The 13,796-nt window shown below is 54.2% G+C and carries 4 protein-coding genes; 3 read left to right on the plus strand and 1 reads right to left on the minus strand.

The features are described 5' to 3' along the window. Positions 1-43: 43 nt before the first annotated feature. Positions 44-9,907, minus strand: a complete 9,864-nt coding sequence (locus METH11B_RS0121055; protein ID WP_197026982.1) for a DUF4347 domain-containing protein — start codon at positions 9,905-9,907, stop codon at positions 44-46. A 369-nt stretch (positions 9,908-10,276) separates the two neighbouring features. Between METH11B_RS0121055 and METH11B_RS0121060 the strand changes: the two genes are divergently transcribed. Genes METH11B_RS0121060 through METH11B_RS0121070 form a run of 3 tightly spaced genes read left to right on the plus strand, consistent with a single transcriptional unit; the run spans position 10,277 to position 13,778 of the window. Next, positions 10,277-11,143 (plus strand): HDOD domain-containing protein, encoded by an 867-nt coding sequence (locus METH11B_RS0121060; protein ID WP_026603723.1) that lies wholly within the window; start codon positions 10,277-10,279, stop codon positions 11,141-11,143. Positions 11,144-11,149: 6 nt separating this feature from the next. After that, positions 11,150-12,040: an HDOD domain-containing protein gene (locus METH11B_RS0121065; RefSeq protein WP_026603724.1), complete on the plus strand. Its 891-nt coding sequence runs from the start codon at positions 11,150-11,152 to the stop codon at positions 12,038-12,040. Next, on the plus strand, positions 12,030-13,778 hold the full coding sequence (locus tag METH11B_RS0121070; protein ID WP_026603725.1) for an HlyD family efflux transporter periplasmic adaptor subunit: 1,749 nt from the start codon (positions 12,030-12,032) through the stop codon (positions 13,776-13,778). The genes METH11B_RS0121065 and METH11B_RS0121070 overlap by 11 nt, the downstream gene beginning before the upstream one ends. Positions 13,779-13,796 lie beyond the last annotated feature (18 nt).

The raw sequence follows: 13,796 nt of genomic DNA on the forward strand, positions 1-13,796 counted from the left end.
GCCGGAATATTAAACCCAAACTCAAGCAAACCGTTTCTGATCATCACCGGGTGTCTTCAGATTGGGAAGATACAGAGTCAAGCTCATTAGCTTCATGGTCTTTTGCCGGCCTTGATTTTTTGACTGACCTCATTATGGGCAATGGATCAAAGCGTTTCAGTAACGGCACCGTAGACATAAAGCTGGCCATTAGCGACCCAGCCCGCAAGATCCAGCTGACAAATCCGGCAGTGAGGCCGGCGCTGGTCCCCAGAATGATTTTAATGTTTACCGGATTGGCGTCGGCCACAACCGTAGGGTCGCTCATTTGCTTGCGAATGTTTTCCAATCTGTTCCAAAACTCCATTTCTTCTTGCTCACTTAAAGCAGTCTGGCTATCAATCCTGTATTCTTCGACCAATGGAATTCTGGATTGGAAGTGGTATTTTCGGCTATTTTCGCTGCTGCGTTGTTGCTCATTTTTATTAGTGTCTATCAGTCCGGATAACCGTGGGCTATTTCCATCGTTAATCCATGCACTGGGTTCTAGGATAAATCGATTGCCTGTTGCCTGGTTATCTCGGCCTGGTTGTCGGGTTAGTTGCTCGATTGGGGTGTTCAAATCGACAACGACCGCAAATTGATCGGTCGGAACGTGGTGACTTGCTGAGATATTCGTTTGAGCGTTGTCTCCCTGATTTTTATCATTTAAACCATTTTTTTGGTTATATGTGATGATGTCGCGCAAAGTATTCGTTGTGTCGTTAGATGCACTATAGTCAATGCTGGCGGCCATTGTGGTAGAACTGGCGGAACCGTCACTGACGGTGACATCAAAATTCGGTGCGACTTCATTCCCGTCATCTACAAACTGCACCTGGCCGGCGCTCAGCTGGGCGGTCGTAAAGTTGGTGATCGGTGTACCTGCTGCCGACGTCAATTGGAAGTAGCCGCCGGACACACTGCTGACTGTGTAGGTAAAGCTGGCGTTGTCGGGGTCGGTGACGCCGAAGTTGGCAGCCGATAGGGTGACGGTCTCGCCTTCGTTCAAGGTCAGGTTGGCGCTGCTGATTATCGGGGCGTCGTTGCTGGCGGTGATACTCAGCGTACCTGACACCACATTGCTGGTCCCGCCATCACCATCAGTCACATATCCTTGCAAGGTACGCACCAAGCTTGACGGCGCGTCCGAGATATTCTGATAGCTAATGTTACGGCCCAAGGCCTGCACAGCGGCCACGCTGGCATTGCTGTTAAAGCTGATGACCAAAGGCGTCGCGCCGTCACTACCGCCGGTGAAACTACCGATGACGACGCCGGAGTAGGTGACATCGTTACCCGACAAGCCGATTTGTCCACTGGCCGTACCTTGGTTACGGATAGACAGACGATCTTCCGCTTGACCGTTAGCGCTAAACTCAATCACCATCTGGCCGCCGTCAAAATTTGTCAAGTCGGCATCGGTTACCGTCGCATTGGGTGCCAATATTACGGCCCCTGCATTTTCCGGATAACTGACATTGCCGGTGGCAAAACTTAACACCGGCGCATCGTTGACGGGATTGACAGTCACCGAGACGGCTGCGGTCTCGGTGGCGCCGCCGGATGTCACGCTATAACTAAAACTGGTGGCGCCGTTACTGTTGGCAGTGGGCGTGAAGGTCAAGGTGCCGTTGGCATTTAGCGTGACGTTGCCGTCGGTGATGGCGACCGTTTGACCGCTACTGATGTTGATGCCGTCGATAGCCGAAATATACCGGCCTGAATTCTCAAAGGTATCGTTAGCCAGAGGGTCGAAGGTGACCGGCGTATCTTCATTCGTTGTCACGCCGTCATTTGCAATGTCCGCGACAGCCGAGATCGAGCCGCCGATAGTGTCGCTATCCGACAAAGCGCCGCCGGAGCCGGAATTGCCGTTGTCCGTAGTCACTACTGTGAAAGAAACTGCACCGTTATAGTCTGCCGTGGCGGTAAAAATCGGTGCGGTTGCCGCCGACGCAAAATAGGTGTTGATCGACGCTATATCGCCGGAGAGCACCAAGCTGTTGGTGCCGCTACCGCTGATCGTGACACCTCCGCCTGATGTAGCCGAAAAAACACCCGCTGCCGCGCTTACCGACAAGGTGGTGGTCACGGTTCCCGAACCGCTGTCAACATCGGAGATGACGACCGAGCCGAGCATTTGAATCACCGAGTCTTCCGGCACGCTAGTGCCTTCGCCGTAAACGGTATTGACCGGCGCATCGTTCACGGCGGTAATGTTGATCGTGGCGACATCAAAGCCAGTCAGCGCGCCGCCCGAACCGGTGTTGCCTTGGTCGTTAACGCTCAAGGTTAAGGTATCGCTGGCGGGCGGCGTATCGGAATTGATGATATAGCTCAACGATCCGCTGGCATTTCCGGCCAGCAGATCGTTGATTTGGCTGAGGCTGCCGGTCAACGTGATGGAACTGGTGCCGGCGCCGGAAACGGTAACCCCCGTCGTACCCGCACTGGCTGTCAATGTGCCGGATACCACCGACACGGTCGCTTGCACGCTGGAACTGCCCGCATCGACATCAGCGATACTCAGCCCGGTGCCGTGCAGGGTTAGGCTGGTTTGTTCGGTAGCGCTATAGCTGGCTGGGGTTATCGTTGCAGTCGGCGCATCGTTGACTGGATTGACTGTGATGACCTGAGTCGCAGTGGCTACCAAACCGCCGCCGGTTCCGGTATTACCTAAATCATTCAGCGTAAATTCCATACCGCCTGGCCCACTGTAGTTGGGGTCCGGCATGTAATCGATGTTATCCAAAGCGGTGTTAATCGCCGCTAGGGTGCCACGGAACGTCATTGTGGTATCCGCGGCGCCATCGCCAACGGAAAATGTCAATCCGCTCAACCCGCCTAAAGTGACCGTGCCGTTGATAGCAGAAATCGTCATCTCCAGATTTGCGGAACCGGCATCAACGTCAGAGATCGTAATGGCATTGCCAATCCAAGCCGAAAAACGCTTCACGACATCTTCATTGGTGGTTCTGGCGCTAACGACGTTGATAACCGGCGCATCGTTTACTGCATTAATGCTTACGGTGGTGCTACCGCTGGTGGTCAGTGCCCCGCCACTGCCCTGGGCACCAGCGTTGACATCACTGAATGTCCAGTCGATCTGCACGCTGGCCGGTGGGGTGTCGCTCCAGTTCCAGTAGACGGTGTTGCGCATCAAACTGTTGATCCGGGCATTGGTCGCGTTGGCGCCAAAAGTAATTTCCATCTGCCCGCCGGTGAACGTGTAGGTACCGACCTGGACGCCGCCGACATAAACGTCGGCGCCGCTGACCGTGACGGTGATGCCGTCGAACGCCAACGCGTCCTCGGCATTGGCGCCGCCGTGGCGGGCCAGGGTCAATGTCGAACCGTTGAAATTGTTAGTACCAGACAACTCGGCATCGAAAAGGGTCACGTCGGCGTCAAGGACCACCGCCGAACCGTTTTCGATAAAGGTAGGCGCGCCATTCAGGTTAGCGAACACCGGCGCATCATTAACGGCGGTAATGTTGATGGTCAGCGTATTGGCCGTGCTATCCAGGGTTTGTCCGCCGCCATAGCTACTACCATCGTCCACGATACTGAATAAAAAGCTGGTTGCTGCGGTGCTATTGGTAGCCGGTGTGTAGGTCAATTTTCCGGATTGAATGTCCGCGGCACTGATTGCGTCCAACTCTTGCACGGCAACGCCATTCAAATACAGTGTGCCGGAGGCGGGCAGAGATTCGATCCAGACCTGGCTGAGATTGTTACCGTCGACATCGGTGAACGGAAAATCGGCGGTGGTAAAGGTGTAAGCAGTATCCTCGGTCGCCGTAATCGTGTGGTCTTGTCCGACCGGCGCACTGTTGGGCGTTTCCGCGACAATGGCATTGGAAAATTCTGAGGTTTCGTAAAACGTCGAATAACTGGAATCGGTGCGGGTAGCGGTAACGGTAAGGTACTGGCCAGTCGCTAGGCGGGCATCGGAGAAATTAAATTGAATATTGACGATGCCTGAGCTGCCGACGGCCATGTTCAGCGCATTGAGATAGGTCCGCCCCTCGCCGCTGGCCGTGGCATCGGAAAAAACTTCGATGCGGTAATAGCTGTTTGCGGCCCCGTTAAAGGTGCCGCTCAACGTTAAATTGGTGCCATTCACCGCCGCGCGGGTGAGCAACATGGTGTTCAGCAGACTGTTCGGTCCAGTATCTACATCGCCCGTGTCGTTTACGGTTACTCCATCGTCGCCCAAGTCGATGCCAAGCCGGGTATTGTCGTAAATACTGTTCTGCAAAAACACATTGCTGGAACTGCCGCCCACGACGGTTATGCCCACGTCATTGTTGGCGATGATATTGCCTGCACCGGCCGCCGTGCCGCCGATCAAGCTACTGGTGGCGGAATTTTCAATAGCAACACCTTGCATACCGTTCCCCAACGCTGTCACACCATCCGTGCTAACCCCTATGTAGTTGCCTTGAACGACAGTACCGGTGGTGCCGCTATCGCTGATGTAGACGCCTGCCTCCGTATTGCCGGCAATGATGTTGCGTGCCGCCACCGTGGTGCCGCCGATTACGGTGTTGTCTGCGCCGCCGATCACTGAAATGCCGTCCCAACTGTTTGCCAAGCCGGCATTGCCGGATATATCGGTACCGATATAATTACCTTGGATGACCGTATTGTCGGCACTTTCGCCATTGATAAAAATACCGGAGTAATTATTACCTGAGATCAGGTTGCCGGCACCGATTGCCGTGCCGCCAATGGTATTGCCGGCTGACTCGATGGTAATACCGGAATTGGCATTGCCCAAGTCAACAGTACCGGAAATGTCGGTACCGATGTAGTCGCCGGTGATGACGTTACCGGTAGCTGAGCTACCGGTCAGCGTAATGCCAGAGCCGTTGTTACCGGAAATGACGTTACGTGCGGCGGCGGTTGTGCCGCCGATGGTGTTGTTGGCCGACTGCACGTAAATACCGCCGGCGGCATTGGCTATTGCTGCGGTACCGGCGGCATTGAGACCGATCAGGTTGCCAGCAACCAGCGTGTTGCTGGCGGGTGCTTCCAATTGAATGCCCACCCAGTTGGTGGTACCGCTGATGACATTGCCTTCGCCAGCCATCGTTCCGCCGATGCTGTTACCGGCGGCATTGACCCAGATCCCCTGATTGGCATTGCCCACAGCATTGGCGCCGGTCACATCGGTGCCAATGTAGTTGCCTTTGATTTGGTTGCCGGTGGCCGAACCGTTATCGGTACTCAAGCCGATACCGATACCAGTATTACCGGAAATCACGTTGCGATCCGCCGCCGAGCTGCCGCCGATGATGTTATTGGCCGAATTCCAAATACCAATACCTGCGGAGTTACCCGCCGCGCCGGTACCGGCGGCGTTAAGACCGATCCAGTTGCCGGCGACGGTATTGCCGTTACTGCCGGAAATCTCAATGCCGGTGCCGGCAAAATTTTGAATCACCAGGCCGCAGATGGTACTGCCGTCGCTGCCGCCGTAGAGTTGGATGCCATTTTGTATGTTCCCTGTGCCGTTTAATACAATGGCCGGTCGACTGCCATTGGCGCTAAAACTATCGTCGCTGGTGGCGTCCAGCACAATTGTGCTGGTTATGGTCAGCGCTGAGGTCAGATTGATGGTATGCACCGACGAACCGCTGATGCCGAAATAAATATAATTCGGGCCGGCGGTATTGTTGGCGGCGGCAATCGCCTCCCGCAACGAGATGCCGTCGCCGCCGTCGCTGGCGATCAATGCGCTGATCGAACTGGTATTGGCGCTGGCATTGATGGTGTCGGACGTGTTGGTGACGACGATGGCGCCGACATGCACATCCAGGCTATCGGTGTCGGTTAAGGCGCTGCCGGTACCGGTATTGCCTTGATCGTTGGTGGTCATGGTCAATTTTGCCAGGCCACGGTAATTGCTGTCGGGGGTAAAGGTCAGGCCACTATTCATCGCCGTGTTGATTACTGCCACTGTGCCGGAATAGGTCATGCTGCCGCTACCATTGGCGCCGCTGACCAAGGTCATGCCCGTGGTACTGGCCAGCGACAAGCTGCCGTGACTGATGCTTAAGGTCAGTTGCACACTGCTGGAGGCCGCATCGACATCGGCAATTTGTAGGGCATTGCCATTGGCGCTGGAGAAGGTTTTGCTGGTGTTGATGGCCGTATAGCTATTGGTGGGCAGACTGTTGACTGGGGCGTCATTGATTGCCGTGACCGCGATGCTCCGAGTGGTCACGTTGCTGGCCGTCGTGCCGTCGGTAACGCTAAAACTTACGGTACGGCTGGCGGTGGACGGTGCATCGCTGGTGTTTTCATAGGTAATAGAACGCAATGCGGTTTGATATTGGGCGACGGTAGCCGATCCGGATAAGGTCAGTGTGCCGGTGCTTGCATTCCAACTGCCGGTGATGCCGTTTTGGTCAGTGAATGCCAGCACGTCCTGCCCGCTGGCGTAGTTGCCGGAGATTTGCACCGTGGCACCGGCCAGGTTGGCGCTATCGACGTCCGAAAGCACCAGAGTTGAGGTCACCGCCGTCGCGGGACCGTTCTCCGTGTAAGCCAGTGCAGTACCTTCGATGCCTGAAATGATCGGTGCCTCGTTGACATTCAACAGTTGAATGGTGAAGTTTTCATCGTACGAGGCACCGCCCGCATCCGTAACCCTCACGGTAATGATATGACTGGATGCGGTTTCAAAATCCAGCCTGCTACCATCGGCGACGCTGATGGTGCCGTCGATTCCTAAGGCAAAGCGTCCGCCGGCGCTGTCGGTTAGGCTGTAAGTGGGATTAGCGCTGGCGTCGACATCGAATCCCACCACGGTGCCCACTACGGTGCCGTTAGCGGAGTTCTCGGCGACCGTAAATCCGGTGGTTTGCTGATACAGCGCCGCCACGTTGGCAGCGCTCATGACGCCGTTGGCGATGACAAAATTGTCGATAGCCCCGTCAAATGCGGCGTCGCCCCCCCAATGTGATTTGCCGATGAAATTATTGCTGCGAACACCGGTCTCCAGTGCCACGCCGGTGGTGGAAGCGGCCAAGTTGCCATTGACATACAGGTTCATATTGCCTGTCGCATCTACTGTGGCAGCGAAATGCAACCATGAGCCATTGGTAATAGCATTGGTAGCGGTGGCGCGATAGGTGTACACGCCATTTTTTTCGATCGTGAAGGTGAGGTTGTTGGTATTCCATTCCCGACCGACATAGATGTTGCCAATTCCAGTGCTATCGGTTTGCCCGAAATCGAACACGCGTTGCCAATCGCCGGTGCTATCGAATTTGACCGAAGCGGCAAAGGTCATTGCGCCGCCAGTTGTGATTCCAGAAATATCACCATACTGGCCCAATGTCCCGCCGGCCAGCTCTAACGCACCGGAGCCACTGGGGCCGGTGGTTTGGCCAGGGTTGCCGTAAAAGGTTATTGGGGCATTGTTGCCGGCATCATCTCGGCCGAGATTGGCAAGATTATTGAAGCCATAAACGCCCACCAGATCGGATTCCGCGACACCGTTGATACTGTATAAATCGTTGGGTGCGTCGTTGACTGCCGCGACTGTGATCGCCACCGTATCGGTATCTGTTAATGTCAAATCCTTAGCAAGCGTGGCAATTTCGGCTGTAGTCAGTGCTCGATTGTAAACCCGCGCATCGTCTATCTTGCCATTAAAGTCGTAAGTGGTGCCGCCGTTACCGTGTTTGCCGATAAAGCTATTGCTTCCCTGGCTGTAAGCAATGGATGTGGTGTAAGCGGTAGAAGCCACGGCAACGTCGTCGATATAAACCGTTTGGGTATGGGCTGCGCTGTCGATGGTGTATGCAACGTGGTGCCAGCCGGTTCCGGCCAATGTCGTAGCCGTCTCGGTAAATCTGAAAGTCCCGCTGTCGACATAACTGCCTTTGATTTTGCCGCCAGCATCTAGGCGGAGTACCACGTTGTCACCCAGCGAAATTACTTCCGCGCCCCCGGTGTCGGCGGACGTCAAGTTTACCCAGGCCGCCAGGGTTACACTGGATGGCTGGCCATAAAGCCCGGTAGTTTGTAGATAACCGTCACCAGCCAAACTCAGCGCATTGCCGCGGGTAGCGTCACTGACCGCTATGCCGTTGATGACCGAGCCCGCGTAACCCGCCGCCGGACTGCTATCGGTACCCAGTGTGCCGGTGTTCTCGAAAGCATAACGGCCCAACAGACCGGTATCGATATCCAAACTCAACAGTACCGAGTCTTTGGTAGTCAATGTCAGTGTCGCGCTGCCGATGTATTCGGCAGTGGGCGTGAAGCTTAAGCCATTGAGTGCGGTGTTGATGGCGCTGGCCGAGCCACGAAGCGTCATCGTGCTATCGGCGGTGCCGTCGCCAGCCAAAAAGGTCAAGCCGGTGGTGCCGGCCAAGGTCAGCGTGCCATTGGTGACCGTCAGGGTGATTTCGTTGTTTGCGCCGCCGGCATCGGCGTCGGCTATCGTAATCGCATTGCCATTGGCCGATGAGAACACTTTGGCGGTGTCCTCATTCGTCGTTTGTGCTGCGGGTACTGTATTCATAGGCGCGATGTTTATACTTGCTTTGACAGATACCGCACCTATCGACCAATCGGCAGCAAGTAACGCTGAACCGCTCATCGTTACTGAGCTCGCGCCTTCCGCCACGGAAGAGCCAGCCTTTGCCGTAGACAATAGGGAAGAGCTGGTCCATTGCGAAGTTTGCCCGGTACCCGTTGTATCAGCTGAAATAGCTTTCCAATACTGCACGTCGATAACCAAATCGCCAGTCGCACTGGCGACATTCACCGTGCCTGATCCTCCCAACAAACCGGTGGTGCCGGTGTTGCCAGCGTAAGTATAGTAGGGCGTCGATTGGTTAACACCGTTAAAGGTCGATGCACCCGCAGCGGCTTCTGTATTTCCAGTAAATGATATAAAGACGTTATCGGTTCCCTCGGTGGGGTTGACCAAAGCCCAGATTTCGACGGCGTGATTGGCTGCTGTGCGTCCGACGCGGGTGAGATCGGCGGCACCGTATTTAACGCTGTTGACCCCAGCGTTGCCGTCATCAATGGCAATCTCGACGAATAGTACCCGGTCGACGCCGGCATTCACCTTATGCGACCATGTCAGCTGGCTGGTGTTGGTACTATCCGTAGATGTCACTGTGCCATTGGCAGTAACCGCCATCAAGCCAGTCCATTCGCTTTGACCCGCCGCGCTGACTACAATTTCGGTTTCGACGTCGCCGCTTTGGTATTCGAGTAACCAGTCGCCACCCAAATCGGCACTACCGGTGGTATCTTCCGACGCCGCGACTTCGGTATTGGTGATGCCGGACAGGTACTCGACAAAACTCTGGCCGAACTGCGTTTCAGCGACATTGCAGCCGTAAAGCAGAATATCGCCGTTGGCGTTGAAGGAATCCCCCCAGGCGCTGATGTCGGTCTGGTTTTGAATCAAGGTGTCGAAGTTGAGCTGGCTATTGCCTAAATCCAGGCTGCCGTCGCTGCCGTGCGAGATAATGTGCACCGCGTCCAGATTGTCGCGCTCGGCCAGAATCTGTGTGATTTGTTGAATGCCGTTAGTGCTGCTGTCCAGCGTAATGATTTCCAGATTGCGGTCTGAAACGTCGCTGCTTTTGATGTCGTTTAATAGCGATTCGTAGCCCTGGACGCGGGTATCGACAAACACGATTTCATTGCGGCTGGTCTCGCTGGCGCTGGTTTGCGTGGGGGGCTGTTGGGTGTCGGCGGGCGGTGTCGCGTTGGCGTAGGTCGCATTGGGGTCCATGAGTTGTTCGGTCAAAAGCCCCTCGATGCCGCCGGAGAACAGCTGTCGAGATTCCAACTCTTCCAGAATCGGTTTGGAGTGGTAGTGCTTGAGATGTGACTTTGAATTCATGGGCGTTGAAATTTGCAGTTTGACCGATGTGCATGGAACGCCGTTGGCACCGGATGCCATAGATGTTGCTAGAGTTTAGCGACTTCGCTTTAATTATTCTGTGATTGCAACAAATAATCCGCAATAGAACACAGATAAGCGTACTCAAAATGTGCAGTGGTTAAGTGTCGGAGGGTGTATGGAAAAAATGGAGAGCTTGTGGCTTTTATTAGCCCCACCCTTAAATACCATCACCCCTCGAAGAGCAAACCAGCTTGGGTTTCGACGACCTCAGCCCGAACGGAATACCGGTAGTTTCCCTACTACAGCTCCGGTTTCCGTTCTATACTTCCGCTTGATTTAAACACTGTCTAATTTGGAGGGACGCCCTTGCTTGATCCTGTCAAGATCAATTCGCAAGCAGATTTGATCGAACACACCTTGCAAGAAATCAAAGGTTTGGTTTCCTTGCCCGAGGTATATCAGAAAGTTAGAAATTTGATCGACGATCCCCATTCGGATATCGAGCACTTTGTCGAAGTTGTGGCCAGCGATCCCAATTTAACCGTCGCCGTGTTAAGAGTTGCCAACAGTGCTTTTTTTGGTTTTCCAGGCAAAATCGACAGCTTGAGTCGGGCGGTCAGCATGCTGGGCATAGGGCAGCTACATGACTTGGTGCTGGCTACCTCGGCGATTGCCTCGTTAAAATTGCCCAATGACATCATGCCGCTGAAGACATTTTGGCGGTTCAGCTTGTTCTCGGCGGTGCTGACCCGGTTGTTGGCAAGCCAGCTAAAAATCCCCAAGAGCGAACGCCTGTTTGTGATTGGTTTGTTATATGAGATAGGGCATCTGGTGCTTTACGCAAAGCACTCTGAGTTGGCGAAGCGCGCGATGGAACTTTCCCGGAATAACCAGGAAATGCTGCACATCTCTGAACAAAAGCTGTTAGGCATGCATTACGGGGAGATCGGTGCCAAGTTGATGGCGCAATGGTGTTTGCCGGCGCATTTTCAAGATATCGTGCATTATCAGCCCACCCCTGACCTTGCCCCGGAGCAGCGCAGGGAAACCGCTCTGCTGCATCTGGTGCGGGCTTGTGCCGAAAAATCTATATTCGGACATATCAGCGCAATCGAGCAGAGCGTATCCAGGGACATTTGGGATATTTTGCAACTCAACCCCGAACAGTTGGACGACACTGTCGAACAAGCCTTAAAAGCCGCGACTGAGATGGAAAAGCTCATGTTCAACTGATCCCGTATGAAAGCCGAACAACAATTCCTTTGCGATTTGGCCGAAAAAATTTCGATGCCCGAGGTGTATCTGAAAATCAGGCGGTTACTGGAAAAGCCGGATGCCAGAATCCGCGATTATGTCGCCGTGCTGCAAACCGATTCGATGCTGACAATTCGCATAATCCGCATGGCCAACAGCAACTTCTTTGGTTTTAATCGCAAAGCCGACGATCTTTACGATGCAATCAGCCTGATAGGCACCATCCAGTTGCATGATTTGCTGTTGAGCAGTCTGTGCATGCGCACGTTTTGCAATATTCCCGGCGCGGTTCTGGACTTGAAAGAGTTCTGGTTGCACGCCATCGAATGCGGCATTGCCTGCCGCACTCTGGCTAAGCTGGCCGGACTGCCTGCTGGACATCGCTTTTTTGCCCTAGGCCTGTTACTGGAAATCGGCCACGCCGCGATGTTTGTCAAAGCTCCGGAACAGGCGCTGAACGCATTAATGGCAAGCCGGGAGGAGGGCTTGCCGATTGACGAGCAGGAACGGCTGGTGTTTGGTTTTGACTATTGCCAGTTGGGCTCGGAGCTGATGCGCTTATGGCATTTACCCGAGGTGTATTCGCACATCATCGGTCACCACCTGCACCCCGAACGTACCGATCCGCATTATCGCAACGAAACCTATCTGATTTACTTGGCTCAGCAAGTGTTTGCCGAACCGGAGCAATTTAATAAAGTGCTCAGCGGTCTAAAGGATAGCCATCAACAATTTGCGGCTATCCCCAGCAATTTGAAAGACCTGGTCAGTCAAGAAATAGCCTCCCATCTCGATGAAATATTTTTGATGTTGTGTCCGCAGAATATTGTTCTGAATTCTGCCAGCCAGGACGAGGTTTTCTGCCATGAGCATTAGATTTGCCCAACAGTGGCTGGACATTGTCTGCCGGATTGTGACGCAAACTCAGGCTGCGGTATTGATGGTGAGCGATACGGATGGCAAAGCACTGCGGCTGTTGGCGAAATGGCCGGAGAACATCGCCGATGCTGCCGAGTTGTCCGCTATTTGCAAACTTGTGCTGGAGAAAAATCAACCAAGTTGCGTTCCCAACGTAGTACAGGCCGATCAACGCCATTACGACTTCTTCGGTCTCCCGGTATTTGACGGTTCTGTACTACTGGGCGTGATTGCGCTCAAACTTGAGCATGCCCTTACTGATCGGCGAGAGGCTGTTTTTGCCATGCTGGAGCAGAGCGTGGAGTGGTGGCGTTTGGCGCAAGGCCGTTTGCAGCAGAACGATGATTTTTACAGCTTCGTAGTGGGTTTGCTGGCGGCTTGTTTTGAGCAACACAGTTATCGCGAGGTTTTGATTAGCCTGGGTACCGAACTGACGCGCATGCTGAGTTGTGATCGGGTTGCCATCGGCGAATTCAAAGACAACTACAGCACGGTAGTGGCGATTTCCAATAATGCGCAATTCGACCAGCAAGCCAATCTGTTGCAAAAAATCGCCGACGCGATGGACGAAGCCATTGAACAGGATAGTGTTGTGGTGGTTCCCGATGTCAAATCGGTCGCCATTCAGCGTGCCCATCAGGAAATTGTCCGCAAGTACGGCTATGGTTCATTGCTGACCATACCTATGCTGCATGGCGGTGAGTTTATTGGCGCGGTTACCCTGCTGCGCGGCGAAGAACAGTCGTTTGATAAGGAAGCCGTTCTACTTTGCCAACAAGCCTTGGCACTGCTCTCGCCCTATCTGGCCTTAAAAAAACTCGACGAACAAGCGTTGTCGGTAAAAATCGGCATCAAGCTTAAACAACGGCTAGCCGAACTGTTGGGCGTGAAGCAATTTAAAGTGAAGTTGACGGTTCTGGGTTTGGTGTTGTTTTTGTCGATCTCCGCCCTGTTGCGCGGTGATTTCCGCCTGACGGCAGACGCGGTGTTGGAAGGCAAAATTCAGCGGGTGGTGGCTGCGCCGATAGCCGGTTTTTTGCAATCGGCGGCGGTACGGGCCGGCGATACGGTGCGACAAGGCGAATTGATGGCTAGTTTGGACGACGCGGAACTGCAATTGGAGCTAAACAAACTGGATGGGCAGCTGCAAAAATTCCGCCGCGAGTACCGCGAAGCCCTGTCCGGCGGCGATCTGGTTAAAGTCCGGGTCATCAGCGCGCAAATCGATCAGGCCGACGCGGAAATGGAGCTGACGCGTCAGCAGTTGCAGAAGATCAATTTAGCCGCGCCGTTCGATGGTGTGGTGATTGAAGGCGATTTGAGTCAGAAACTCGGCTCACCGGTCGAACGCGGCGAAATCCTGTTCAAAATCGCCCCGTTGGAGGGCTACCGTATCATTTTGAAAGTGGATGAAAGTTTGATTTCCTATGTGCAGGAGGGCCAAAAAGGCGCCTTGGTGTTGGCCAGCATGCCCAGCCAGACCTTCCCACTACAGGTGCAAAAGATTACCGCAGTCGCCAAAACCGATAGTGGCAAAAATATCTTCCGCGTCGAAGCCAGTCTGGAAAACGCGCCTGAGCTACTAAGGCCAGGCATGGAGGGCATAGGCAAAATCGCGGCCGGTCGGGCCAGTTTGCTATGGATCTGGAGCCACGACATGCTGGCTTGGTTGCGTTTGTGGATTTGGTCGTGGTGAAACGAGGGCTGAGGCTGC

Source organism: Methylomonas sp. 11b (assembly GCF_000515215.1).
Taxonomy (GTDB): Bacteria; Pseudomonadota; Gammaproteobacteria; order Methylococcales; family Methylomonadaceae; genus Methylomonas.